The 23,140-nt window shown below is 59.8% G+C and carries 26 protein-coding genes and 1 riboswitch; of the genes, 8 read left to right on the top strand and 18 right to left on the bottom strand.

Annotation, left to right across the window (positions count from 1 at the left end; translation table 11 throughout):
- Positions 1-4: 4 nt before the first annotated feature.
- Both AAGF34_RS25605 and AAGF34_RS25610 read left to right on the top strand, forming a co-directional pair.
- Positions 5-1,297, top strand: coding sequence for an MFS transporter (locus tag AAGF34_RS25605; protein WP_342618534.1), 1,293 nt, complete (start codon positions 5-7; stop codon positions 1,295-1,297).
- 270 nt (positions 1,298-1,567) lie between these two features.
- Positions 1,568-2,494 carry a glutaminase gene (locus tag AAGF34_RS25610; RefSeq protein WP_342618535.1) on the top strand — a complete coding sequence of 309 codons (927 nt, stop codon included), beginning with the start codon at positions 1,568-1,570 and terminating at the stop codon, positions 2,492-2,494.
- A gap of 105 nt (positions 2,495-2,599) precedes the next feature.
- On the opposite strand, the gene AAGF34_RS25615 is transcribed toward AAGF34_RS25610, so the two are convergent.
- Positions 2,600-3,988 (bottom strand): sensor histidine kinase N-terminal domain-containing protein, encoded by a 1,389-nt coding sequence (locus AAGF34_RS25615; protein ID WP_342618536.1) that lies wholly within the window; start codon positions 3,986-3,988, stop codon positions 2,600-2,602.
- Complete coding sequence (locus AAGF34_RS25620) at positions 3,978-4,655, bottom strand: response regulator (protein WP_342621183.1); 678 nt, start codon at positions 4,653-4,655, stop codon at positions 3,978-3,980. The genes AAGF34_RS25615 and AAGF34_RS25620 overlap by 11 nt, the downstream gene beginning before the upstream one ends.
- A gap of 210 nt (positions 4,656-4,865) precedes the next feature.
- On the opposite strand from AAGF34_RS25620, the gene AAGF34_RS25625 reads away from it, so the two are divergent.
- Genes AAGF34_RS25625 through AAGF34_RS25640 form a run of 4 tightly spaced genes read left to right on the top strand, consistent with a single transcriptional unit; the run spans position 4,866 to position 8,907 of the window.
- A complete protein-coding gene (locus AAGF34_RS25625) occupies positions 4,866-6,185 on the top strand; it encodes a porin (RefSeq protein WP_342618537.1) in 1,320 nt (439 codons plus the stop codon).
- Positions 6,186-6,197: 12 nt separating this feature from the next.
- On the top strand, positions 6,198-7,208 hold the full coding sequence (locus AAGF34_RS25630) for an ABC transporter substrate-binding protein (RefSeq protein ID WP_342618538.1): 1,011 nt from the start codon (positions 6,198-6,200) through the stop codon (positions 7,206-7,208).
- Positions 7,198-8,007 carry an ABC transporter ATP-binding protein gene (locus AAGF34_RS25635; RefSeq protein WP_342618539.1) on the top strand — a complete coding sequence of 270 codons (810 nt, stop codon included), beginning with the start codon at positions 7,198-7,200 and terminating at the stop codon, positions 8,005-8,007. Before AAGF34_RS25630 ends, AAGF34_RS25635 begins: the two co-directional genes overlap by 11 nt.
- Positions 8,008-8,031: 24 nt before the next feature.
- Positions 8,032-8,907: an ABC transporter permease gene (locus tag AAGF34_RS25640; protein ID WP_342618540.1), complete on the top strand. Its 876-nt coding sequence runs from the start codon at positions 8,032-8,034 to the stop codon at positions 8,905-8,907.
- 10 nt (positions 8,908-8,917) lie between these two features.
- Here the strand turns inward: AAGF34_RS25640 and AAGF34_RS25645 are convergent, their stop codons facing one another.
- From AAGF34_RS25645 to AAGF34_RS25655, 3 genes are all read right to left on the bottom strand, one after another.
- Positions 8,918-9,889 (bottom strand): ABC transporter substrate-binding protein, encoded by a 972-nt coding sequence (locus tag AAGF34_RS25645; RefSeq protein ID WP_342621184.1) that lies wholly within the window; start codon positions 9,887-9,889, stop codon positions 8,918-8,920.
- Positions 9,890-10,072: 183 nt separating this feature from the next.
- A complete protein-coding gene (locus AAGF34_RS25650) occupies positions 10,073-10,447 on the bottom strand; it encodes a VOC family protein (protein ID WP_342618541.1) in 375 nt (124 codons plus the stop codon).
- Positions 10,448-10,484: 37 nt separating this feature from the next.
- Entirely contained in the window at positions 10,485-11,201 is a 717-nt protein-coding gene (locus AAGF34_RS25655; RefSeq protein ID WP_342621185.1) for a YafY family protein, read from the bottom strand.
- Positions 11,202-11,269: 68 nt separating this feature from the next.
- On the opposite strand from AAGF34_RS25655, the gene AAGF34_RS25660 reads away from it, so the two are divergent.
- Positions 11,270-11,866 carry a YigZ family protein gene (locus tag AAGF34_RS25660; protein ID WP_342618542.1) on the top strand — a complete coding sequence of 199 codons (597 nt, stop codon included), beginning with the start codon at positions 11,270-11,272 and terminating at the stop codon, positions 11,864-11,866.
- Here the strand turns inward: AAGF34_RS25660 and cobA are convergent.
- From cobA to cobM, 13 genes are read right to left on the bottom strand one after another with little or no spacing between them, the layout of a single operon-like run.
- Positions 11,861-12,625, bottom strand: coding sequence for a uroporphyrinogen-III C-methyltransferase (gene cobA, locus AAGF34_RS25665; protein ID WP_342618543.1), 765 nt, complete (start codon positions 12,623-12,625; stop codon positions 11,861-11,863). The two genes, AAGF34_RS25660 and cobA, sit on opposite strands and share 6 nt — an antisense overlap.
- The gene (locus tag AAGF34_RS25670; protein WP_342618544.1) at positions 12,622-12,960 is read right to left on the bottom strand and encodes an NAD(P)H-dependent oxidoreductase subunit E; all 339 of its coding nucleotides are present in this window, start codon (positions 12,958-12,960) and stop codon (positions 12,622-12,624) included. The genes cobA and AAGF34_RS25670 overlap by 4 nt, the downstream gene beginning before the upstream one ends.
- Positions 12,957-13,943, bottom strand: coding sequence for a precorrin-3B C(17)-methyltransferase (gene cobJ / locus AAGF34_RS25675; protein ID WP_342618545.1), 987 nt, complete (start codon positions 13,941-13,943; stop codon positions 12,957-12,959). The genes AAGF34_RS25670 and cobJ overlap by 4 nt, the downstream gene beginning before the upstream one ends.
- Complete coding sequence (locus tag AAGF34_RS25680; protein WP_342618546.1) at positions 13,940-14,764, bottom strand: CbtA family protein; 825 nt, start codon at positions 14,762-14,764, stop codon at positions 13,940-13,942. The genes cobJ and AAGF34_RS25680 overlap by 4 nt, the downstream gene beginning before the upstream one ends.
- A gap of 24 nt (positions 14,765-14,788) precedes the next feature.
- Complete coding sequence (locus AAGF34_RS25685; protein WP_342618547.1) at positions 14,789-14,980, bottom strand: CbtB domain-containing protein; 192 nt, start codon at positions 14,978-14,980, stop codon at positions 14,789-14,791.
- Positions 14,981-14,982: 2 nt separating this feature from the next.
- On the bottom strand, positions 14,983-15,447 hold the full coding sequence (locus tag AAGF34_RS25690) for a cobalamin biosynthesis protein (RefSeq protein WP_342618548.1): 465 nt from the start codon (positions 15,445-15,447) through the stop codon (positions 14,983-14,985).
- Positions 15,444-16,223: a cobalamin biosynthesis central domain-containing protein gene (locus tag AAGF34_RS25695; protein WP_342618549.1), complete on the bottom strand. Its 780-nt coding sequence runs from the start codon at positions 16,221-16,223 to the stop codon at positions 15,444-15,446. Before AAGF34_RS25695 ends, AAGF34_RS25690 begins: the two co-directional genes overlap by 4 nt.
- The gene (gene cobI / locus AAGF34_RS25700) at positions 16,220-17,017 is read right to left on the bottom strand and encodes a precorrin-2 C(20)-methyltransferase (protein ID WP_342618550.1); all 798 of its coding nucleotides are present in this window, start codon (positions 17,015-17,017) and stop codon (positions 16,220-16,222) included. Before cobI ends, AAGF34_RS25695 begins: the two co-directional genes overlap by 4 nt.
- Positions 17,014-18,315, bottom strand: a complete 1,302-nt coding sequence (gene cbiE / locus AAGF34_RS25705) for a precorrin-6y C5,15-methyltransferase (decarboxylating) subunit CbiE (RefSeq protein ID WP_342618551.1) — start codon at positions 18,313-18,315, stop codon at positions 17,014-17,016. Before cbiE ends, cobI begins: the two co-directional genes overlap by 4 nt.
- Positions 18,312-19,415 carry a cobalt-precorrin-5B (C(1))-methyltransferase gene (locus AAGF34_RS25710; RefSeq protein WP_342618552.1) on the bottom strand — a complete coding sequence of 368 codons (1,104 nt, stop codon included), beginning with the start codon at positions 19,413-19,415 and terminating at the stop codon, positions 18,312-18,314. The genes cbiE and AAGF34_RS25710 overlap by 4 nt, the downstream gene beginning before the upstream one ends.
- Positions 19,412-20,092, bottom strand: coding sequence for a precorrin-8X methylmutase (locus tag AAGF34_RS25715; protein WP_342618553.1), 681 nt, complete (start codon positions 20,090-20,092; stop codon positions 19,412-19,414). Before AAGF34_RS25715 ends, AAGF34_RS25710 begins: the two co-directional genes overlap by 4 nt.
- Positions 20,089-21,024 carry a sirohydrochlorin chelatase gene (locus AAGF34_RS25720; protein WP_342618554.1) on the bottom strand — a complete coding sequence of 312 codons (936 nt, stop codon included), beginning with the start codon at positions 21,022-21,024 and terminating at the stop codon, positions 20,089-20,091. The genes AAGF34_RS25715 and AAGF34_RS25720 overlap by 4 nt, the downstream gene beginning before the upstream one ends.
- Positions 21,021-21,854: a precorrin-4 C(11)-methyltransferase gene (cobM, locus tag AAGF34_RS25725; RefSeq protein ID WP_342618555.1), complete on the bottom strand. Its 834-nt coding sequence runs from the start codon at positions 21,852-21,854 to the stop codon at positions 21,021-21,023. The genes AAGF34_RS25720 and cobM overlap by 4 nt, the downstream gene beginning before the upstream one ends.
- A gap of 146 nt (positions 21,855-22,000) precedes the next feature.
- A riboswitch (cobalamin riboswitch) is annotated at positions 22,001-22,230 on the bottom strand.
- Positions 22,231-22,421: 191 nt separating this feature from the next.
- Here cobM and AAGF34_RS25730 point away from each other — a divergent pair.
- Positions 22,422-23,129 (top strand): DUF1223 domain-containing protein, encoded by a 708-nt coding sequence (locus tag AAGF34_RS25730; RefSeq protein WP_342618556.1) that lies wholly within the window; start codon positions 22,422-22,424, stop codon positions 23,127-23,129.
- Positions 23,130-23,140: the final 11 nt, after the last annotated feature.

Genomic DNA, 23,140 nt, shown 5'->3' on the forward strand with positions numbered 1-23,140 from the left:
CACCATGACAGATATCCAAAAACCTGCGCAATCCAGACTGTCAACCGTGTTGCGGGTGACGAGCGGCAACTTCCTGGAGATGTTTGATTTCTTTCTGTATGGTTTTTACGCCACCTACATCTCCAAAACCTTTTTCCCCAGCAATGACGAGTATGCGTCGCTCATCCTGACCTTTGCCACATTCGGGGCCGGCTTTCTGATGCGGCCTCTGGGGGCTGTGATTCTGGGCAGCTATATAGACCGGATCGGGCGCCGCAAGGGGCTCATCGTCACGCTGGGCATCATGGCTCTGGGTACCGTGCTGATTGCCTTTGTGCCCGGCTACGCGACCATAGGCATTGCTGCGCCCATTCTGGTCCTGATTGGCCGCTTGCTGCAGGGCTTCTCTGCCGGCGTGGAGCTCGGCGGTGTATCGGTCTACCTGTCCGAAATGGCCTCCCCTGGCAACCGAGGCTTCTATGTCAGCTGGCAGTCCGCGAGCCAGCAGGTCGCCATCATGGCTTCAGCCATCATCGGATACCTGCTGAGCCAATGGCTGACTCCTGCCCAAATTGGCGCATGGGGTTGGCGCGTGCCATTCTTCATCGGCTGCATGATCGTTCCGGTGATATTTGTAATCCGTCGCTCACTGCAGGAAACCGATGAATTCCTGGCGCGAAAGCACCATCCTACCTTCAAGGAAATCCTGCAATCCATCGGTGCCAACTGGCGCATCGTGCTGGCCGGCATGATGATGGTGGTGATGACCACCGTGTCGTTCTACCTGATCACGGTCTACACACCCACCTTTGGCAAGAGCGTGCTCAAGCTCAGTACTGCCGACAGCCTGCTCACCACATTTTGTGTCGGTATGTCGAACTTTTTCTGGCTGCCCGTCATGGGCGCGCTGTCAGACAAGGTGGGACGCAAGAAAATTCTGGTGACCTTTACCCTGCTGCCCATATTGACTGCCTATCCCATCCTGTCCTGGCTGGTGGCCAACATCAGCTTTGAGAACCTGCTGGTGACCGAACTGTGGCTCTCCTTCATGTACGCCAGCTACAACGGCGCAGCGGTGGTTGCACTCACAGAAGTGATGCCGGTCCATGTGCGCACCGTAGGCTTTTCGCTGGCCTACAGTCTGGCGACTGCCATATTTGGCGGATTCACTCCCATGCTGTCGACCTGGTTGATTGAGGTCAGCGGCGACAAGGCGGCGCCCGGCTACTGGATGACCTTTGCCGCAGCCTGCGGTCTGGCCTCGGTCTTCATGCTGTACGGGCGCCGTCGCGTTGCGAGGGTTGCGGTTGCAGCGTAAGGTTGCGAAACGGCGGAGTGTTTGACACAAACCCAAGGGGGGCACCAATCGCTGCGAGTCTGCAGCAAGCCTTTGTCTATTCAATGGCCGATCATCTAGCTCCTGCTTACTAGCCAGGGGGCTAGCGTCGAACAGGCAAATCACCAACTCCACAAATGCACATTGCGCATCTGCGCAATGTGTTTCGTGCATACATGGTGCGGCGGCAATCTTAGAATCCGCGCGATGAACAAATCCAGCAGGAACAATCGCACGACGGAGCCATCCCACATGCAGGACATACTTGCACAAATTAGCGATGAAGCACGCGCCCTGTTTGGCCAAGGCAAGGTGGCAAGCTACATACCTGCCCTTGCCAAGGTCAATCCCCGTCAATTTGGCATCGCAGTGGCCTTCACTGATGGGCAAACCTGTTCGGTGGGCGATGCCAACGTTCCATTCTCCTTGCAAAGTATCTCCAAACTCTTCACGTTTGTGCTTGCACTCAAGGCCATTGGCGATGATGTCTGGAAGCGGGTCGGCCGCGAACCCTCTGGAGCTGCCTTCAATTCCATGGTGCAACTCGAGACGGAGCACGGAATCCCGCGTAACCCATTCATCAATGCGGGTGCACTGGTTATAACGGACATTTTGACCAGCCACTACGCGCATCTGGACTACGCACTTTTGGGTGCACTGCGCAAGTTGGCCGATGCACCCATGCTCAACTGGAACACCGAGGTTGCCAAATCAGAGCGTGGCACCTCACACCGCAACATGGCCATGGCCTATTTCATGAAGAGTTGTGGGAACTTCCACAACGCACCGGAACTGGTGCTGGACAACTATTGTCGGCAATGTGCCGTTGAGATGAACTGCGTTCAGCTCGCTCAAGCCACCATGTTCCTCGCCCACAGTGGTCGCAACCTGGGCCAGAGCGGGCAAGCAAATGCGCAGTTCCTGAATGCAGATGATGCCCGCCGGGTCAACGCCCTGCTGCTCACCTGTGGTGCCTACGACGCGGCCGGAGACTATGCCTACCGCATCGGGCTTCCAGTGAAAACCGGAGTGGGTGGAGGCATCGTGGCGGTGGCACCCGGCATCGGAACGATCGCAGTCTGGGCGCCGGAGCTCGACGCAAAAGGAAACTCCGTCTTGGGAGGATTTGCATTGGAGCGCCTGGTGGAACTTACCCGCTGGACGCCGCACGCAACGTGAGCAAATGAAGCTGGTCACTCCGGCCGCACGCCAAGGCAAAAGCTCGTAAATATGGATCTGGTTGCAGGTATCAGACCATGAGCGCAGCCCTATTGGGCACAGTGATTAAACCTGCGCATTGCAAAACTGCAAACAGGCTCTCAGCCCACTTCCATTGGCAATGGTATCTAGAGAAACCTTGGCGCCAGTGCGCTCGGCAAAGGCTCGAACAATCGACAATCCCAGGCCACTTCCCTGCGAGTCGTGGTTGTCAATGCGGAAGAATCGTTCGAAGACCTTTTCCCGTAGCTCAGGAGCAATTCCTGGTCCACTGTCCTCCACTACCAATGTGCTTGTGTCCTGCGTCGAGTGAAGACGAACCGTTACATGACCACCGCTTGGGGTATAGCGAATGGCGTTATCCACCAGATTCATCACCATTTCACTGATCACCAGGGAACGCCCTTGCACGACCGCCCCATCTCCATGATCCTCGAATCCCAGATCGATGTTCTTTTCCTGTGACAGCCCTGCGAGATTCTCAAGCACCTCCTGCACAACTACCGTCAGTTGGGTAGTTTCCGAACTAGCTCCGTCCTTGTTTTGATCCAGCGTCTGCGCCAGCGATAGCGACAGCAGCTGATTTACCAATCGAATGGCACGGCTCAAAGTGCGCCTGGCCGCGGCCAGGGATTCGGTATGTCCAACGCCCTGGCTGTTGCGCATGGCATAGCTCAATTGCGTACTTAACACTGCAAATGGAGTCCGTAGTTGATGCGCCGCATTCTGTATAAATACTTCGTGGGTATTGACGTGCTCCTCCAATCTTCGAATGTAGTCGTTCAGCGAGTCCACGAGCGGCGTCAATTCGTTGGGTAATTCATGCGCAATCACGGGCTCGAGCGTACCCGGCTTGCGTGAATGAATCACGTCACGCAGGCGGCGCAAAGGCAGCAATCCACGGTTCAACCCAAACACGATGAGCACCATGGTCATTGCCAGAATGAAAAGCTGTGGAACTACCGATTGAAGCCAAAGCTTGTGAATCAGTTGCTGTCTTGCATTGGTGGTCTGCGCAACCTCTACCACCGCTGGCGCTGCAGTCGGATTGCCAATGACGGGCTGCCAAAGTGCCACGACTCGTACGTCCTTGCCACGCATCTGGCTGTTGAAAAAGAAGGGCGTATCCTGTGGAGCAGTGACTTCCGGTCGCGCCAGATCGGTGTATCCAGACAGCAATTGGCCGCCTTCAACGGTGACCTTGTAGAAAATCCGATCCACATCTTCCGACTGAAACAGTTCAAGTGCGGCAGGCGGAATCAAGTGTTGAAATGACCCGTCTTCAAATCGAATCTGCTCTGCGATGATGCGCGCAGATCCCTGTAACAGTCGATCCTGAACTACGGTGGCAGTTTGTACTGCGCTGCGATAGTTGACCCACATGTTCAGGCCCACAGCCCCTAGCAAAGGGAAAAGCACCCACGTTAGCAACTTGCCTTTGAGACTACGTGTCATGACCGGTTGCGCGCAACAAATAGCCAAGGCCGCGCAACGTGACAATGCGCACATTGCTGGAATCCAATTTCTTCCGCAGACGGTGCACATAAATTTCAATGGCATCCACCGAGGTCTCATCGCTCAAGGAAAAAATGCTCTGTGCCAGCGCCGCCTTCGATACCGTGCTGCCCTCTTTGCGCATCAGAATCTCCAAGACACCTCGTTCACGCGGCGTAAGAGACAAGGGCTGATGTGCAATCGCAAACTCACGGCTATTGGTGTCATAACTTAGATTTCCGCAGGCGATAGCCGGATTGGAGTGACCTGCGCTACGCCGCAGAAGCATGCGGATTCGAGCCTCCAGTTCTTCCATTTCAAAGGGCTTGGCCACGTAGTCGTCGGCACCATGGTCGAGTTCCCCAACACGACTCTGGATAGAGTTATTGGCCGTCAAGATCAGCACAGGGGTGGAATCATTGCGGCTTCTGAGCCTGCGCAACACTTCGGTACCACTCAGCTTGGGCAAGGCCAAATCCAGGATCACGATGTTGTAGGTTTCCGCCTTCAGCGCATAGTCTGCATCAAGCCCATTGTTGATCCAGTCCACCGCGTACTGTTGCTGACGTAGCGCACGAATCAGCCACTGCGCCAGGTCTTCATTGTCTTCAACTACCAGGATTCTCATGGCTTCCATGATATCGCCGAGATGACACATGACAGATGTCCTCAGTACTTTCCCTAGTCGATACAGACTGAAAGCGGACTGAAAGCAGGCCCCAAATACATTGCCCTTCGATTGGTCAGCACAGGTGTTAACAGCACTTGCGCGCATTGACTGGTTGCGTCACCCCTTTTGGCTTTGACGACATTTAATGATTTATAGGAGACCCGATTGATGAAAGCACAACGTCTTATTTTGGTGAGCGCAGCACTGGGCATGGCATCCATGGCCACGCATGCACAAAGCAACGAACAACTTCAGCAAGCGCTGTCTCAGGCGCAGGCCGCAGCCGCCCAAGCGCAAGCCGCGGCCAAGCAGGCACAAGCCGCCCTGGAACAAGCACAAGCTGCCGCTGAGAGCGCCAAAGCCAGCAACAGTGCGGCAGCACCCGCGGCAAAGCCCAATACATCCGGTGCACTGACTTTCAACAGCGGACCTGTCAGCGCAACGCTGTACGGCTTGATTGATATAACGCTCTTCAACAAGAACGCCAATGGACACACCACCACATCGCCTGACGTGGCATGGTTTAGTGGTAATCGTTGGGGTATTACAGGTGCACGCCAACTGGGCGGCGATAACGACCTGAAGGCCATCTTCCGTTTGGAAAGCGAATTCGAATCCGAAACCGGCAATATGGATACCCCGGGAGTTCTCTTCAACCGCGACGCATGGCTCGGTCTGGAAAGCAAGTCGCTCGGCAAGCTCACCTTTGGTCGCCAAAACGCACTGGGTCGCGACCCAGCAGCTTCTGCCATTTACGGTGATGCGTATGGTCCGGCCAAGGCAAGCTTGGAAGAAGGCGGTTATTCAAACAACAACAACTTCAAACAGCTGATCTTTTACGCGGGTAGCGCCAACGGTACACGTGTCAACAATGGCGTTACCTGGAAGAAGGCGTTTTCCAACGGATTCGTGACTGGTTTGCAGTACTCCTTTGGTGGTGTACCGGATAGTTTCAACACTGGAACTTCCAGAACCGCTTCGCTTGCCTATAACGGCGATATGTTCACGGTCGCCGGATTCGCCACCAGTGCCAATGTGGCCAATCTTACGCACCAGAGCTATTCAGTTGGCGGGTCCATTCAGATCAACCCTTTGGTGAAGCTGAACGCCGGCTACTACAACTACACGGCCCAACAAGCCAGCGCAGTTGGTGACCGCAAGGACTCAGCCTGGACCCTTTCCACCAAACTGACTCCTGGAGGCGCCTTTGACTACGAATTGGGATACCAGGTCATGACGGCCAACAACGCCGGATTGAACGGTTCCGGTTATGTGCTGAATGCGTTCGCCGATGCAAGTGGCGTTACGGCGGTAGGCAGTGGCAATCGCAGCACGGTTTACGGATCGGTCTTTTACCACCTGGATTCAGCCACTGAAATCTATGCCGCCTTTGACCATCTGAACACCACCGATACCTATTTGGCTGCCCAAGCCGGTGGAGCCAAATCTGCTGATGAAGTCGGCGTTGGCATGCGTTTCAAATTCTGATTGGAAACATCCATGCAATCTGTTCAAGGTATTTTGAAGGCATTCCGGCTGACCGGTTTGTGTGCAGCCATTGTGATGTCTACTTCTGCGCTCGCAGCAGACAAGATCAGCATCATTGTTGGCGGCTACGAAAAGCAAATCTATCTGCCGGCGAAGCTGGCAGAGGGTCTGGGCTACTTTCAGGCTGAAGGTCTGAATGTTGAGCTGCTCAACGAAGCATCCGGTGTGGACGCCGAAAACGAAATGCTTGCGGGTGCAGTCCAGGGGGTAGTTGGTTTCTACGACCACTGCGTGGACTTGCAGACCAAGGGCAAGTTCGTCGAATCGGTCGTTCAGTTCAGCCAGGCACCGGGCGAGGTTGAGCTGGTGTCTTCACGATACCCGAACGTTGCAAGCATGGCAGATTTGCGTGGCAAGAACCTGGGCGTTACCGGCCTGGGCTCTTCCACCAATTTCCTGACCCAATTCCTGATGGTCAAATCTGGCGTACCGCTGGGCGAATTCAGCAACCTTCCGGTGGGCGCAGGTACAACCTTCATTGCCGCCATGCAGCAGGACAAGATCCAGGCTGGCATGACGACTGAGCCGACCATTTCTCGGATGCTCAAGTCTGGCGAGGCCCGGGTGCTGATTGACCTGCGAACATTGGAAAAAACCAAGCAGGCATTGGGAGGCCCTTACCCTGCTGCGTCCCTTTACATGGCCACGGACTGGGTCGAGAAGAACAAGCCCACGGTGCAGAAACTGGCCAACGCTTTTGTCAAAACCCTGAAATTCATCAGCACCCACAGTGCGGCTGAAATCGCCGACAAGATGCCCAAGGACTTCGTTGCTGCAGACCGCGATGGTTATATCAAGGCACTGGCCGATGGCAAGGGGATGTTCACCAGTGATGGTGTCATGCCAACGGGTGGACCCGAAACCGTACTGTCGGTGTTGTCGTCTTTTTCCAAAAATGTAAAAGGCAAAACGGTTGATTTGCAGAAGACCTACACCACCGAGTTCGTGAAAAATGCAAAGTGAACCAGCTATCCAATTGATCAATGTCAGTCGACGCTTTGTCACGCCTGATGGCAAGTCAATGACGGCGCTGCGTGACTTCAACATGTCCGTGGCCCGAGGGGAATTTGTCGCGGTGGTGGGGCCCACCGGCTGCGGCAAATCCACCACGTTGAATCTCATCACCGGGCTGGCCACGCCGTCCAGTGGTGAGGTACGCATCAATGGCAGAGCCGTGAACGGAATAGACCCCAGCATTGGTTTTGCATTTCAGACCGATGCGCTGTTTCCCTGGCGAAGCGTGATTGACAACGTGGCGGCTGGTCCGCTGTTTCGCAGTGTGCCCAGGAAGCAAGCGTATGAGAAGGCTCGCTTGTGGCTGGACCGTGTCAACCTTGGCGGCCACGAGTCCAAGTTTCCACACCAGCTTTCGGGCGGTATGCGCAAGCGTGTATCTCTGGCGCAGACTTTTATCAACGAGCCCGAGATTCTTTTGATGGACGAGCCGTTCTCAGCGCTGGATGTACAGACGCGTGTGCTGATGCATGAAGAGTTGCTCAAACTCTGGTCACAAGCCCGCGCATCGGTGGTATTTGTCACCCATGACTTGGAGGAAGCCATTGCTTTGGCTGACAAGGTCTATGTCTTGACGGCCGGACCCGCCGCGGTGAAGTCGGTTTACCCGGTTTCCTTGCCCAGACCGCGCGTGGTCAGCGAAATTCGCTACGAGCGGGCCTTTATCGATATTTCCCACACCATCTGGGAAGACTTGCGTGATGAAGTTCAACGTAGCGCGGTCCGAGAAGAAGCCTCCATTGCATAAAAGAACTCCCCAAATAAACCGCTCATGACTGATACCTCCCTGACAGTCGGCATTGCTTTGCAAGCTGGCACTTCGGACGCCGAGATTGAACTGGCAGCCGCAAAGAAAATACGCCGCCGCACTCAGACCGTCTACTTTTGGCGATTCGCCATTTTGATTGTGTTCCTGGCGAGTTGGGAATGGCTTTCCCGCAGCAAGTTGATTGACGAGTTCTTCTACTCTCGACCTTCCACCATTTGGGAGCGGCTCTACGAATGGGCCACTGTCGGCACATCAGAAGGCCCACTCTGGTATCACCTGTGGGTAACGATGGAAGAATCGCTTCTGGGCTTTTTCACCGGCTCTGTTGCTGGCATTGTGGTTGGCATCGCGCTGGGCCGTAAGCGCATGCTCTCGGATATTTTTTCGGTCTACATCAAGGTCATCAACTCAGTGCCGCGGGTGGTTCTTGCCCCGATTTTCATCATGATCTTTGGATTGGGGCTTTCTTCCAAGGTAGCGCTGTCTTTTGTGATGGTCTTTTTTGTGGTGTTCTCCAACGCCTTCCAGGGAGTGCGCGAATCGGACCGCAACTTGCTGGCCAACGCCCAGATCTTGGGTGCCAAGGGCTGGCAACTGACGCGCTCGGTGGTTATCCCCTCGGCGATGAGCTGGATCTTTGCCTCGTTGCATGTGAGCTTCGGATTTGCCATAGTTGGCGCAATCGTTGGTGAATTTGTCGGCTCACGCTATGGCATCGGCCTGCTCATCAACGTGGCCAAGGGTTCGTTTGATGCGTCCGGCATGTATGCCGCAATCGTCATCATCATGGTGGTGGCATTAGCTGCCGAATACTTGATGACGGTACTGGAGAACCGGTTGGCCCGCTGGCGCCCAGCGCCATTGCTGGACACGCACTAGATGGTACACGCTACTTGGCAGCGCTGACGAACTCACTGGTGAATGTCTTGGATAAGTCCACCGACTTGCCCTTGACGTTCTTGTTGAATGCCGACAACACGGCAAGCACCGTTTCCGGCCCCCCTGAAGGCATTCGGCCATCAAGCGTAAACATGCTTTTTCCGTCTGCCAATGCCTGTATATAGCCATCCCGGTCACCCACAAAAAAGTCCTTGGGCAGGTGTGCGGCGATTTCAGCGGCACTGTGGCTGTGGATAAACCTCAGTGTCTTTACCAGTGCATTGACCAGCTTCTGTACCGTGACCCGATTCCTTTGCACCCACCCGGTAGGCATATACAAGGAAGCCGCGGGATAAGTGCCGCCCAGCGCCGCCTTCGTGTTTTCGTTCACACGCATATCAACCAACACCCGAGCTTCGCCCGTTTTCAACAACCTGGAGATGGTGGGTTCTGTTGTCATACCAGCCTGTATCTGGTTGTTCTGCATGGCGGTGATGAAGCTTTCTGCCGCACCCACCGGCAAGGTGCTGAACTCCCCCAGAGGAACGCCCGCCTTACCCATCAGATACTGGGTCAAAAATGTGGTGGAGGAACCAAGACCCGTCACACCTATGGTCTTGCCACGCAGCTGGGCCACCGATTTGATGCCCGGGTGCTTATTGGACACTAGCAGTACCTCACCCGGTGCCTGACTAAACTGCACCACTGACTGGACGAACTTGCCTTTGGTCTGAAGGTCGATACAGTGGTCATAAAAACCTATGACTCCTTGCACCGAGCCTGCCAGCATCACATCTTCGGCGTCAACACCGGAAGGTTCATTCAGCAGTTCAACTTCCACTCCCTCAGACTTGAAATAGCCCAAACTCTCAGCCAGTTTGGCCGGAAGGTAAATCTGCTTTTCGTAGCCACCCACCATGATGGCAACCTTTTCGGCTGCAAGTACCCTCAAAGGACTTAGTGTGAGCGCACCAAGTAGCATCGCACGGCGGGTTGTCTCGGGTTGAATGCTGAAGTTCATGTCATCTTTGTATTGTGTCTGCCAACGTCCCTTCGGATTATGCAAACCAAGTTCAAAAAATGATATGTGGATTGCCACAATCGGTGTCAAGCCACTGTCAACGAACTGCTGGCATTGCCGAAACGGGTACTTCCTGACACGATCTCATTGCGCTGGCTTCGAAAAGATGTTCGCCAGACTGCCATCCGGATCACGTAGCAGCAACGACAGGTTGCCCCAAGGCATACGCGTCGTTGGCATGACAATTTCCGCGCCGGCGGCGGCCATGCGGTCAGAAACGGCGTCCACGTCCTCGACCTGAAACTCCAGGATTGCAGATCGATTGGAAGCCGCAATGGCAGCCCCGGCGTTGAAGGTTCGAATCAGCTGCTCGGAGGAAATGGCCAGCACCACCCCTTCAAACCGTATTTCGGCAAACCCGTCGGCAAGACGCGTGGGTTCTATTCCAGACAGGTTTTGGTAGAACGTTACGAGGCGCTCGAACGCATGGGTGACAAGACGGACAGATGCAAACTTCATATTGGGCTCCAAGTTGAAAGAGCCTTGCAGCTTAGTCTCAGCTACTGTCAATTTCTGGCAGTATTGTCTGACCATTCATGGTTTGCGAGCGACGCCACGCCTTCAGCAGCTCCTGCCTGCTTTTGGGATAACGCACGCCGAGCAGCGCAACCTCGGTGATCCGGTCTGCGCGAAAGTTGCGAAATCCGTTGCGCAGTTCACACCAGCACATCAACACGCGCGCCTGGTCGAAATAGACAAGCGCAAAAGGCCAGACGGTGCGCTGCGTATTTGTTCCCGCCCCATCACTGTAGGCAATTTGAAGTTTGCTTTGTTGACGGATGGCCGCGCGCAAGAGGTCCGGGGCTACTGCATGGAGCGGGATCTCTTTTCCCGCGCCGATCAGCAAGGCCGACTCCTGCAACTCCCGACGCAGATCCGGTGGCAGTACGGCCGCAATCTTGGCCAGGGTGCTCAATGCCCCGTTGGCCAGCGTTCGGTCACCGCGGTCGGCAACCCAGCGCATCCCAAGCACCAACGCGTCAAGCTCTTCGGAGGCAAACATCAAGGGCGGGAGCATGAAGCCCGGCTTCATGACATACCCAACCCCGACCGCCCCCTCGATGCCAGCGCCCTGCGCTTGAAGACTGGCGATGTCGCGATACAGTGTGCGGATGCTGACACCCATTTCGGCGGCCAGGGTCTGTGCGCTCACCGGTCGCCGGTGGCGTCGCAGAACCTGCAACAGAGCTAGAAGACGTTCGGATCGGGACATGCCACGATCATATGCACTGAGCCACTGGCGGGCACGCAAGGGTCCGCGACTGATTTACCCTACACCCCATGCCCCAATCCCTTTCATCCACCGTCGAGAGCGAACTGCTCATCAAGAAAAGCCGCTTCATCGGCTGTGTGCAACCGGTGCCCGACCGCGCAGCCGCGCAGGCCATTGTTGCCAGCCTCAAAGCGCAGCATCCCGGTGCGGCACACGTCTGCTGGGCGTTGATGGCGGGGGGACACTCGGCTGCGGTGGATGATGGAGAGCCCAGTGGCACGGCAGGAAAACCCATGCTGGAAGTGCTTCGCCACCAGGACCTGGAGGGCGTGCTGGCGACCGTGGTGCGCTACTACGGTGGCATCCAGTTGGGAGCAGGTGGCCTGGTGCGGGCCTATACCGATTGCGTGGCGCAGGCGCTGAAGAACGCCGTCAGGGTTCCCATTGTCAAGAGCAAGACGCTGCACTGTGCCGTGCCCTATGCACTGGAGGGCATGCTGCGCCGGGAGATCGAAGCAGCCGGTGGTGCCCTATTAGACGTGCAGCACAGTGGCGATGTCGAGTTTGCGTTCAGTCTGGCAGAAACTTCAGCGGATGCCCTGGTGGCCCATTTGAATGAAGCGGGGCAAGGCCGCATTGCCTGGCGGGACGCCAACGCGTCATGACAGCCCAGGTGCGGTCAAGTGCGCCAGTGTCACCACCTTGCCGATGACCAGCAAGGTTGGCGGTTTGACCGCATGGGTCTTGGCCGTTTGCGGCAGCTCGCACAGGCGCGTGGTCCAGATCTTCTGCTGCGGCCAGGTGGCGCGATAGATCAGTGCGGCGGGTGTCTGCGCATCCAGGCCCGCAGCCTGCAGTTCGCGCGCTATCACTTCCAGTCCGGTGACGCCCATGTAGATCACGATGGTCTGATTGGGTTGCGCCAGCGCTTTCCAGTTCAGGTCGATGCTGTGGTCCTTGAGGTGTCCCGTCACGAAGACGCAGCTCTGCGCCAGGTCCCGGTGTGTCAGTGGAAAGCCAAATCCTGCCGCAGCCCCCAGGGCCGCAGTAATGCCCGGCACGATTTCCACCTCGATGGCGTTCTGCACCAGCACGTCCAGTTCCTCACCGCCCCGGCCAAAGACAAACGGGTCGCCGCCTTTGAGGCGCACCACCCGCTTGCCCCACTTGGCCTTGTCCACCAGCAACTGGCAGATTTCTTCCTGCGACAGGGTGTGGTTGCGCGCAGCCTTGCCCACGTAGATGCATTCGCAATCCGCAGGCGCCAGCTCCACAATGCCGGGCCCCACCAGGTTGTCATAGACCAGCACCTCGGCCATCTGCAAACGCCGCAGGGCGCGCAGGGTCAGCAGCTCACGGTCGCCCGGTCCGGCGCCCACCAATGACACCGTGCCCGGTGCCTGTTCCGACAATCCGCTGATCATGCTTGTGGCCCTTGGTGAAACACGAGGTCCTGCACCACACGTCCATGCACCAGATGCTCCTCGACGATGCGGTCCATATTGACGTCCGTCACGTTGTAGTACCAGGTGCCATCGGGCTGCACGCACATCACCGGCCCCCCCTTGCAGGCAGCAAAGCAGTTCACGCGGCTGCGTTTGACGCGCAGCTCACCTTCGTGCACGCCCGCTGCCTTGAACTTGTCGCCCAGGCTGTCAAACAAGGCCTGCGATGCGCCGTCTTCGGTGCAACGCGGGCCGGTGCACACCAGCAAATGGCGCTTGTACGCCGCGATCTTGGGTTTCTGCAACTCACTCATTCCGTTCCTTCTTGCTCGGCAGGCAGTGCTTCTTCCACTTCCTGCGGCGTGCTCAGCACCCATTCAATATAGTCCTGCGGCAGACCGTGCCGGGTTGCCAGACTCAGCGTGCTGGCGCCCTCCAGATAGTCCAGGCGCAGATTCTCCATCCAGCCCAGCAGACCTGTGGACAGCGAGCGCCCGGCCTTTTCACCGACGCGGGTACTGCCGCCATCGTCCAGATCATATTTGTTGGCATAGCCGCGCGGCGTGACCATCAATCCATGCTGCACAAAAGTGTGGCTATTGCCGATCAGCACGGTGGTGAGCATACCGATGTCGCACTCGCTCATTTTGTCCAGCGTGGTGAACTCGATGCGCTCGCGCCGCCGGTAGGCCGACTTGACCACGGCCACCGGCGTGTCCGGCCTGCGGTGGCGCAGAAACAGCGCCTGCGCCTGCACGATCTGCTGAGTGCGCCTGCCGCTCTTGGGGTTGTAGAGCGCCACCACAAAGTCCGCAGCAGCCACGGCATCCAGCCGCCGCGCAATCACCGGCCAGGGCGTGAGCAGGTCACTGAGCGAGATGGAACAGAAGTCGTGCGTGAGCGGAGCACCCACCAGCGCTGCACAGGCGTTGATGGCAGAAGCCCCCGGCACCACTTCCACTGCCACGTCCGTCTCTGGAGTCCAGCCCGCCTGAAACAGCATTTCATACGTCGGCCCAGCCATGCCGTACACGCCGGCATCGCCGCTGGAGATCAGCGCCACCTTCTTGCCCTCGCGGGCACTGGCCAGCGCATGCACCGCACGGTCCAGCTCCTCGGTCATACCCTTGCGCACCACCTCCTTGCCTTCCAGCAAGTCAGCCACCAGCTTGATGTAGGTGACGTAGCCGACCACCACGTCAGCCTCGGCAATGGCGGCGCGGGCCCGGTGGGTCATGTGGTCATGGCTGCCCGGACCAATGCCGACCAGCATGATCTTGCCCTGCGTCTCGCTCATTGTGAGGCTCCCATTTCCCCGGTAAGGCGCGTCGATTGGCCGCCTGAGATGTCAGCCAGCACAGGCCGCAGCCAGCGCTGGAACGCCGGGGCGGCGACCAGCCCCATGCTGCCCCAGAACGACAGCGACACCCAGGTCGTCGCCCACACGAACTGGTCTGCCAGTTGCGCCAGCGCCGCATGCGCCGTGGCGTCATAGCCGGCCAGGGCATCACCCTGCAATTGCGGCGCTCCCACAACAAACGGCACTGCGAGTAGCACGACTGCCACGGCCCAGCGCCAGCGCGCGCGGGCAAATCCGGCAATGGCGCACGCCATGCAGGCGCTGCCCACCGCCAACAGCCACCAGAGTTGGCGCGCATGCAGCGATGCGGCCTGCATGCCGGGCACCTCGGCCGGCAAGCCCAGCGTGGGCCAGAGATGAAAACTAAGCCACCCCGCTACGGCCACCAGTCCGGCCAGGGCGCGCGAGCCCAGGGCCGCGCCGCGCTTGAGGTGCCAGATGCCCATGACCACAAACATCAGCAATGCCATGCTGAATGCGTGCAACACGTTGGCAACCCAGGTCCAGGTGGTGCGCTCGGCGCCGTTTTGCGGCTCCCACGCTGCGGCATCGTGTTCATGCTCGTGCGCCGTTGCCATGCTGGCATGGGCAGGCGCTTCGACCGCGTCGTGAACCTGCGGCGCATCTGCCTTTTGCTCCTCGAACGCTTCCGCTGCCAGGATCAGCGGTGCTGCCTGCCAGTGCTGCACGCCGGTCTGCACCGAGCCGACCAGCAGGGCCGTGCCCAGTGCCGCCCAAATCAAGCGATGAAAAATCATGGAGGTCTCCAGCGGGTGGGTGAATCAATGGCAGGGTTTGACGGTGATGTGGCGCACGTCGTGCGCAGCGTTGTGCGCAAACGGACTCTCGGCGAAGGCCACGCCATAGAGCACCACCATGCCCAGCAGTGCGCCTGCTGCCAGTTGCAGCATCAGGCTGCGGATGGCACTGGTGCTGTGGCCGATGGAGAGAGGGGAAGTTGCGGAAGAGGTCATGGTTACTCCTGAAGGGTTGCATACATCGGGTCGCACATGGCTACGGAAACCGTGGCGTTGCGCCCATCTGCGCCACGGTGTTTGAATTTCTCAACCAGCAAGGCCGACATGTCCAAGGCCTGAGTTCGCCCCAGATACCTGGCGGCCCCAAGTAGTGCGGCAGCCTCGCTGACGGACGGTGTGCCGGTGTGCTTGCGCACTGTCTCGGACGGGTTGGGCACTTGCACCACGGCCAGCTCCAGTGCGGCATAGAAGTGCACGTTCCAGCCGTACAAGGCGGCACAACCAAACAGGCCGGGCTCGTCGGCCTTCAGATCTATGCTGGACACGGCGACGACCTGCGATAGCTGCAACCCGGCTTGCATCAATGCGCCATGCAAGGCCTGCTCCAGCGTCAACACAGAGGTTCCGCGGTCGCACCCTATGCCGAGTGACACTGTTGCTGCAGGTTCGCGCCGAAGACTCATGCCGCTTGCCCTAGAGGAGGACGGTAGACCACCAGCCGCTCATGCAGCTCCACCCAGCGCGCCACGGGAATCTCCGCATCGGTGATCCACAGCACCGCCTTGAAATACTGCAGGTCCACCTCGTCGAAACGGGTGAAGGTGTGGATGTTGGCTGGCAATGCTGTCGAACGGGTCCACCAGTGGTGGCTGCCGGTCTCCTGCACCACGGCCACCGGCTCGCCATTGACCACATGGGCCGACACGCGCGTGATGTTGATCTTGGGCGCCTCCACCTTCCAGCCCAGCTCGCGCCCCAGAATGTCCACGGGAATGGTCTTGCCCACATCGGACGCGGTGGTCAGCACCGGCGTGGCGCCCAGCATGGCAGCTACCGTCTCGGCCATGGCATTGGCACCCCCCACATGGCCGGAAAGCACTGGGATGACGAACTGCGCCGCATCGTCCACCACCAGCACGCCGGGGTCTTCGTCCTTGCTCTTGAGGTGCGGTGCAATCAGCCGCACCACGGCGCCCAGCGATACAAAGAATACGATCTGGTCAAAGTCTGCAAACAGCGCTTCCATCTCGTCACGGAACGCACCGCTGTAGGCGCGCACCGGGTTGTGCAGCCCTTCCATCAGGGGTGCAAATTTTTCGGCCACGCACACACTGGCGGCGGGCATCTGGCGCGCCAGCGCGGCGGTTTGCTGCGCACCGTGCTTGGTGATGGCCACCAGCACCACGCGCACCGGTGTGTCCGCGTCGTGGGCTGCATGCAGCGTTACGGGGGTCGTCATTCCTGTGTTTCCTCTTCCGAGTCGGCGGTGGATTTCTTGCGGCAGCCGCGCAGCAGCTCGCCGCGCGGGCGGTCGGGGTTCTTGACCAGCAACAGCGAGAGATAGTTAACCTTGGTGCCCTTGAGCGCGGCCACGTTGGTGACAATGCGCTCCACGGGTGAACCGGCCTTTTCGATGAAGCGGCTATGCGCCAGCAGGCCCCGGCGCTGCAGCAGGTCGATCAGGTCATCCAGCAGCGGCTTGACCTTCATCAGCACCAGGGTGTCGAAGTCGTCCAGCATTTTTTCCACGGCCTCAATGCCATAGGCCGCCGGCACGATGGCAATGGTGTCGTCCTGCTCGGACAGCGGCATCTGCAGTTGCGCACAGGCCGCGTTGAACGAGGTCACACCCGGCACGATGTTCACACGTGCATCGGCGTCCAGCTCGCGCAGCACGCGGGCCAGGTAGCAAAAGCTGGCATAGGTGGAGGCGTCGCCTTCCACCAGAAACAACACGTCCTGGCCGCCAGCCAACAGGTCACGCACCGTCTCGGCGGCCTTGAGCCAATGGCGTGCCAGTTTCTCTGCGTCATGCGTCATGGGGAACAGCAGCGACTGGTGCTGTGCCGGTGGCGTCAGGCCCGCACGCAGGGCGATGTCCAGCGCATAGCTCTCCTTGCGCAGGCTGCGCACCGGGTAGGTCCAGATGGTGTCTGGCTGCTGCAGCAGCGCCCAGGCGCGGCGGGTGATCAGGTCCGGGTCACCCGGCCCCAGCGAGACGCCGTACAGCGTGCCCTTGTGGTGTGTGCTCATGCGCGCTCTCCTGCCTGGGCGCAGACAATCCACACCGGGTTTTCGGCTGCCATGCGGTGCATGTGCAGAATCGGTTTGCTGCGCGCGGCCTGCAGTTGCAGCACGTCCCAGGTGGCGCCGTTGGCCTTCAGGGCCTCCACCGCAGCAGCCAGGTTTTCCAGCGTCACAAAGTTCATCACCAGCCAGCCTTGTGGCTTGAGGCGCTGCAGAATCAACGCAATAAGCTCCGCCAGCTCGCCACCGGAGCCGCCCACAAACACCGCGTCGGGGTCGGCCCAGTCCTGCAAGCCTTGCGGCGCCTTGCCGTGCACCAGGCTGTGGTTGCTGATACCCATGGCGAGCCGGTTGCGTTGCACGATGGCTGCGTCGTCCTCATTTTTTTCGATGGCATACACATGGCCGTTGCGGCACAGGCGCGCCGCCTCCAGGCCCACGCTGCCAGAGCCTGCGCCTATGTCCCACACCACGCTGTCGGCACGCAGCTGCATGCGCGCCAGCGACACGGCGCGCACCTCGTTCTTGGTGATCAGGCCCTTCTCGGGGTGGCGCTGCTCAAAGCTGGCGTCCGGCAGGCCAAACAGCACCTGCGGCGCGCGCTGGCGCGTGCGCCACAGCAGCACCACGTTCGGGTCGGCAAACTGCAACTGCGCAGCCGCAGCGATGGTCACGCCGCTGACCACGCGCTCCTCGGGCTGGCACAGGCGCTCGGCTACGGCCATCTCCCACTCGCCATCCAACTGCTCGGTCACCAGCATGCGGGCAATGCGGTCCGGCGTGTTGAAAGGGCTGGTCAACACCGCCAGGCGGTCGTGCTGGCGAATGTCGCGCAGCAAGGCATAGAGGCCGTGGTCAGGCGCTGCGCCCGCTTGCCACTCGCCCGCGTCCTTGCTGTGCACCGAGGCAAAGCGCATCTCCTGCCAGGGCAGGCCCAGGCGCGCGCACGCCAGTTGCAGGGTGGATACGTTGGGGAATACCTCGATGGCTTCTATGCATAGGCGCGAAGCCAGGTAAGCCGCAATGCCATGGCACAGCGGGTCGCCGGTGGCCAGCACCGCCACACGCCGGCCGTCAGCCTGCGCGGCGCGTATCCATTCGGGCACCTGGCTGAGCGCACCCGTGAGGTCGCGCTGCTCGGCATGCGGTGCAATCTCCTTGGCGAGCAGCTTGAGCGTGCGCTCAGCGCCAATCACCAGATCGGCATGCCACAGGTGTTGCCGGGCTTGCGCTCCCAGGCTGGCTGCGCCATCGTCCAGCACACCCAGGATGCGGCATTTTTCCAATACGTTGTCGGTGTTCACGAAGCCTCCGCTATCTTGCGACCATCAAAGTCGCAGACCAGCACTTGCAGTTCAAATTGATCGGGGTAGCGCGCGCGCAGCGTCTGTATGACGCGCTGCGCCAGCGCGGTATGAAACGCCGCACCCAGGCCCAGCGCATCCATGCGCTCACCGGCGTAGCGCGCGGTCTCGTTGCCGCGAATGGCCTCGCACACATCGGGTGCCGCGCCCACGCCAGCGGCCAGTTCGGCCAGCAGACCGGTGTCCACTTCGGCGCGGCCGGCGTGGGTGATGGTCTCGCCCTGCGCGATCTTGGTGAGCTTGCCCACCATGCCACCTATCACCACTTTCTCAATGCCGGCCTTGACGGCTGCACCCAGGGCGTAGCGCAGGAAGTCCCCCATCTGCACAAACGCGGCCTGCGGCAGCGAGGGCAACTCTTCCATCACGAATTTTTCGGTACGCCCGCCAGTGGTCAACACCACCACACCATGGCCCAGCGTGCCCGCCACCTGCACGCCCTGGACCACGCTGGCGCGGTAGGCAGCGGTGGAGTACGGCTTGACGATGCCGGTGGTGCCCAGGATGGAAATGCCATCCAGAATGCCCAGGCGCGCGTTCAGCGTCTTCTTGGCCATCTCCACACCTTGCGGCACCGAGATGCAGACCTCCAGCCCCACTTCGTCCAGCAGGCTGTGGCCTGCGGCGCGCACATTGGCTTCGATGTTGCGGCGTGGCACCGGGTTGATGGCGGGCCCGCCCACCTCCAGCCCCAGGCCCGGCATGGTGACCCGCCCTACCCCAAAGCCGCCGGTCAGCACCACTTGCCCAGCCTTGTGCGGCAGCAGGCGCACGTCCACCGTCAGGTGGGCTTTGTCGGTGCAGTCGGGGTCGTCGCCCGCGTCCTTGATGACCATAGCGTGGGCCACACCGGCGCTCACGTCCACGCGACCATCCTGCACGGCAAAGGTAACCACGTCCCCATTGGGCAGCAGGCACTCCACGGTGGCTGGCACTTCGCCTGTCACCAGGCCGAGCACCGCCGCGCGCGCAGCCGCAGCAGAGCAGGCACCGGTGGTGAATCCGGTGCGCGTGCCGCGTGGCGCGTCTTTGTTCATCATGCACCCAGTTCCTGTGCCTCTGCCAAGCCCAGCAGTGCGTGGATGGCCGCCACCACCAGCGTGGAGCCGCCCTTGCGGCCCCGGATGACGATCCACGGCACATCGATCTTCAGGGCCATCAGGGCCTTGGACTCTGCAGCGGACACAAAGCCCACCGGCATGCCCACTACCAACGCCGGGTTGGCGTCCTCTTCTTCAATGAGCCGCACGATTTCAATCAAGGCCGTGGGCGCATTGCCAATACCCACGATGGCGCCGTCCAGCAGCCCTTGCCGGTGGGCCTTGCGCATGGCCTGCACGGCGCGCGTGGTGCCCTCCAGGGCAGCCGCGTCGATCACATCCGGGTCGCTGATGAAGTGGTGTGTAGTGATGCCAAAGTGCTGCAGCCGCGGCGCCGACAGACCCACGCAAATCATCTCCACATCGGCCACCACCCGCGTGGTGCGCGAACGAATGGCCTTGATCGCAGCCCCCACCGCAACCGGGTGGAACTCGGTCAATCCGTTGAAGTCAAAGTCGGCGTTGGCGTGGATCATGCGGCGCACCACCGGCCACTGCTCGGGCCTGTAGTTGTGCGATTGCACCTCGCGGTCGATCACCGCAAAGGAGTCGTGCTCGATGGCGCGGCCTGCAGCGGTGAGCTGCTCGGTCACCACGTTGGTGTTGATCCCGCTCATGCGTGGGCTCCGGTCGCAGCGTGTCCGTGGGCATGCGAATGGTCATGTGCATGCGGGTGGGCGTGATCATGTGCATGGTCGTGCGGCAACGTGTCGTCGTGGTGGTGGCCGCCCATGCCGTGCTCCTCGGCAAAGCTGCGGTACTTGCAGCCATCGCAGGGCATAAGCTGGATGGGCGCACCCTGCCGCAGTGCCTGAACGCGCTCTTCCAGCAGCTCGAATACCTCGCGCTCAAAACCAAAATATTTTGTGGAGATCAGCCGCAGCGTGGGGTACTGCGCCCTCAGGTTTTCCACCTGCCGGGTGATGCGTTCCACCAGCGTGCCGTTGAACAGATAGTAGGGAATCACCACGACCTGCTTCATGCCCAAGAGGCTCTGGCGCTGCACCACCTTTTCCAGGCGGGGATAGGTGATGCCGGTAAAGGCCAGGTCCACCAGCTCGTGGTCCGTCTCTTCCATCAGCCAGCGCGCCATCTTGGCCATGTCGCCATTGGCCTGCCGGTCCGACGAGCCGCGGCCCAGCACCACCACACCGGTGCTGGTGGGGTCGGGCATGTCCAGCGTCTGCATGGCGTCCTTGAGACGGCGGCGCAGTATCTGCAGGATCGGGTCGCATGCGCTCAGGTGCGGCGCGTAAGAAAAATGCACACCCGGAAACTTCAGCCGCGCACCATCAATGGCCTGCGGAATATCCATCTTCACATGGCCCGCCGCGTTGAGGATGAGCGGCACCACCAGCACGCGCGTGGCGCCCTGCGCCGCACGGCGCAGCCCTTCACTCAGGGTGATGTCAGAAAACTCGATGAAGCAGACCTCGATGCGCCAGCCCGGCTTGCGCGCGCGCCACTGTTCCGCAAAGGCCTCGATCTCTGCGTTACCGGAGGGTTCGCGCGAGCCGTGGCCCACCAAGAGAATGGTTTCTGTGTTCATGGAAGTTCCTTCATGGAAGATGCGTGAGGGTCTGCGACCAGTGCTGCGCTGGGCACACTGGCGCGGCGAAAGCGGTGCGTGAAGCTGGCGTCGTACAGCTTGGACTTGGCCAGCGTGGTCCAGTGGCGCGCGCCCAGCGTGGGGCTTGCGATGATCATGGACTGGCTGACGATCTTGGCCTCGCGGCACAGCGCCTGGATAGTGGCCAGCGTGCCGCGAACTATTTTTTCTTCACCCGGCCAGCTGGCCTTGTGCACCACGACGATGGGTGCGTCTTCCGACCAGCCCGCCGCACGCAGCGATGCAGTGACCTTGCCCATGAGGGTGATGCTCAAAAATATGCAGAGCGTGCAGTGGTGCGCCGCCAATTCTTCCAGCGACTCGCCATCAGGCATGGGCGTGCGGCCTTCCACGCGGGTGAAGATCATGGTCTGCGTGACCTCCGGCAGCGTCAGGCTCTCCACCGCTGCGGCAGCAGACGCCATCGCCGATGACACACCGGGCACCACCTGCACCGGCACACCCGCGGCGTCCAGCGGCTGCACCAGCTCAATCAAGGCGCCATACAAGCCGGGGTCGCCGGTCTGCAGACGCACCACGGTGTCGCAGCGGCTGGCATGCGCAATCAACCAGTCCGACATCTGCTCCAGCGTCATGTCTTTGCTGTCGGCCACCACGCAGTCGGGCGCGGCCCAGCTCAAGGCCGCAGCACTCACCAGCGAACCCGCATAGAGGATGGCACCGGCGCGCGCGACCAGGTCGCGGCCCTTGACCGTGATCAGATCCGGGTCACCCGGACCGGCGCCCACAAACCAGACAGTGCCGCTCATGGCAGGCACGCCCAATGGATATTCATTCCAACTCTCCAGACGCACACCCGCGTACAAGATGCAAAACGCGAACACGTTGGAGAAAGAATGAGAGACAGCAGCAGTGCACCAGCACCTGCAACCAGCCCACATCGCCCACCGCAATGCCGCACGTATGCGTTACAGGCCGGTTTCCGGGCTCGTGAGTGGAGATTTGCATCACCTACTTGGTGCCTTCCCATGCTTTCGCACAGTGGCTGTCGTACCAAGCTTGTCTCACTTACCGTTGCGGGGGCAGCGTTGGGATTGTTGGCCCCTGTATGGAACCAACGCACCGACTTCCCGTTTAATTCCCTCAACTGAACAGTCAGGGAACACCTTTAACGTGGGCGGATGTTAGCAGAACATTTTTTGCAATGGCGCTCTTTTTTTCGCATTGCATGGCAAGACCACTTCCATGTATGCATACAAAAACATAGCTAGCTATACGTAGTTATGCGAGTAAGAAATGCAGGCGTTGGCCGACCAATGAGCATCTCCACCAACTATGTTTTCCATATGCACCTCCCTACTTTTAGGCCCTTGGCCTTGTGGTTTTCTTCAGCGGTGATCTCTGCCGTGGCATGGGCTGCACCCACGTCGTGTGAGGTCACCTCCGGTGATCGACTGACCCCGGTGATTGAGCTCTACACGTCGGAGGGCTGCAGCTCCTGCCCACCAGCAGACCAATGGCTATCCACCATGAAAGGCAAGCCCGTGGTGGCACAGGCCTTCCACGTTGCCTATTGGGACTACATCGGCTGGAAGGATCCGTTTGCCAATCCCGCATTCACCGTACGCCAGAGGGAAATTGCATTCGCCAATCGATTGAGCGGCATCTACACCCCCCAACTGGTGCGCAACGGGCGTGACTGGGCCAACTGGAGGCAATCCTTGCAGGCCGTCGATTTCAACGCAAGCGCAAAGGCAACGATTCACTTGCAAGGCGGTACACGCGCCAACGCTTTTGAAGCACGCGTAACCCCTGTGGCAGGTTCGGGCCCGTGGACCGCATACTGGACCACCACCGAGCACAACTACAGCTCACACGTCAAGGCAGGTGAGAACGCGGGTGAGTATCTGAAGCATGACTTTGTCGTCCGGCAGTACGCGCCCGTAGGTCGCTACGAGGGAGCCCAGACACTGACGTTTTATGCAATCCCCGCGCAGGCGGATCACCCCCGCCAAATCAACCTGGTTGTCTCCGACATCCAGACCGGTGAAACCCTGCAGGCGGTCAGCCTTTCCTGCTCATAAGGGCGCGTTGC

The organism is Rhodoferax sp. GW822-FHT02A01, from assembly GCF_038784515.1.
Taxonomy (GTDB): domain Bacteria; phylum Pseudomonadota; class Gammaproteobacteria; order Burkholderiales; family Burkholderiaceae_C; genus Allorhodoferax.

Excerpts from the sequence above, each read along its gene's own strand:
- cobJ (WP_342618545.1), bottom strand. The coding sequence starts at position 13,943 with ATGAGCGAGACGCAGGGCAAGATCATGCTGGTCGGCATTGGTCCGGGC.
- AAGF34_RS25670 (WP_342618544.1), bottom strand. The coding sequence starts at position 12,960 with ATGAGTGAGTTGCAGAAACCCAAGATCGCGGCGTACAAGCGCCATTTG.
- AAGF34_RS25690 (WP_342618548.1), bottom strand. The coding sequence starts at position 15,447 with ATGAGTCTTCGGCGCGAACCTGCAGCAACAGTGTCACTCGGCATAGGG.
- cobM (WP_342618555.1), bottom strand. The coding sequence starts at position 21,854 with ATGAGCGGCACTGTCTGGTTTGTGGGCGCCGGTCCGGGTGACCCGGAT.
- AAGF34_RS25620 (WP_342621183.1), bottom strand. The coding sequence starts at position 4,655 with ATGAGAATCCTGGTAGTTGAAGACAATGAAGACCTGGCGCAGTGGCTG.
- cobI (WP_342618550.1), bottom strand. The coding sequence starts at position 17,017 with ATGAGCACACACCACAAGGGCACGCTGTACGGCGTCTCGCTGGGGCCG.
- AAGF34_RS25650 (WP_342618541.1), bottom strand. The coding sequence starts at position 10,447 with ATGAAGTTTGCATCTGTCCGTCTTGTCACCCATGCGTTCGAGCGCCTC.
- AAGF34_RS25630 (WP_342618538.1), top strand. The coding sequence starts at position 6,198 with ATGCAATCTGTTCAAGGTATTTTGAAGGCATTCCGGCTGACCGGTTTG.
- AAGF34_RS25715 (WP_342618553.1), bottom strand. The coding sequence starts at position 20,092 with ATGAGCGGGATCAACACCAACGTGGTGACCGAGCAGCTCACCGCTGCA.
- AAGF34_RS25635 (WP_342618539.1), top strand. The coding sequence starts at position 7,198 with ATGCAAAGTGAACCAGCTATCCAATTGATCAATGTCAGTCGACGCTTT.
- AAGF34_RS25710 (WP_342618552.1), bottom strand. The coding sequence starts at position 19,415 with ATGATGAACAAAGACGCGCCACGCGGCACGCGCACCGGATTCACCACC.
- AAGF34_RS25615 (WP_342618536.1), bottom strand. The coding sequence starts at position 3,988 with ATGACACGTAGTCTCAAAGGCAAGTTGCTAACGTGGGTGCTTTTCCCT.
- AAGF34_RS25720 (WP_342618554.1), bottom strand. The coding sequence starts at position 21,024 with ATGAACACAGAAACCATTCTCTTGGTGGGCCACGGCTCGCGCGAACCC.
- cobA (WP_342618543.1), bottom strand. The coding sequence starts at position 12,625 with ATGATCAGCGGATTGTCGGAACAGGCACCGGGCACGGTGTCATTGGTG.
- AAGF34_RS25605 (WP_342618534.1), top strand. The coding sequence starts at position 5 with ATGACAGATATCCAAAAACCTGCGCAATCCAGACTGTCAACCGTGTTG.
- AAGF34_RS25680 (WP_342618546.1), bottom strand. The coding sequence starts at position 14,764 with ATGATTTTTCATCGCTTGATTTGGGCGGCACTGGGCACGGCCCTGCTG.
- AAGF34_RS25660 (WP_342618542.1), top strand. The coding sequence starts at position 11,270 with ATGCCCCAATCCCTTTCATCCACCGTCGAGAGCGAACTGCTCATCAAG.
- AAGF34_RS25655 (WP_342621185.1), bottom strand. The coding sequence starts at position 11,201 with ATGTCCCGATCCGAACGTCTTCTAGCTCTGTTGCAGGTTCTGCGACGC.
- AAGF34_RS25640 (WP_342618540.1), top strand. The coding sequence starts at position 8,032 with ATGACTGATACCTCCCTGACAGTCGGCATTGCTTTGCAAGCTGGCACT.
- AAGF34_RS25645 (WP_342621184.1), bottom strand. The coding sequence starts at position 9,889 with ATGCTACTTGGTGCGCTCACACTAAGTCCTTTGAGGGTACTTGCAGCC.
- AAGF34_RS25695 (WP_342618549.1), bottom strand. The coding sequence starts at position 16,223 with ATGACGACCCCCGTAACGCTGCATGCAGCCCACGACGCGGACACACCG.
- AAGF34_RS25625 (WP_342618537.1), top strand. The coding sequence starts at position 4,866 with ATGAAAGCACAACGTCTTATTTTGGTGAGCGCAGCACTGGGCATGGCA.
- AAGF34_RS25685 (WP_342618547.1), bottom strand. The coding sequence starts at position 14,980 with ATGACCTCTTCCGCAACTTCCCCTCTCTCCATCGGCCACAGCACCAGT.
- AAGF34_RS25610 (WP_342618535.1), top strand. The coding sequence starts at position 1,568 with ATGCAGGACATACTTGCACAAATTAGCGATGAAGCACGCGCCCTGTTT.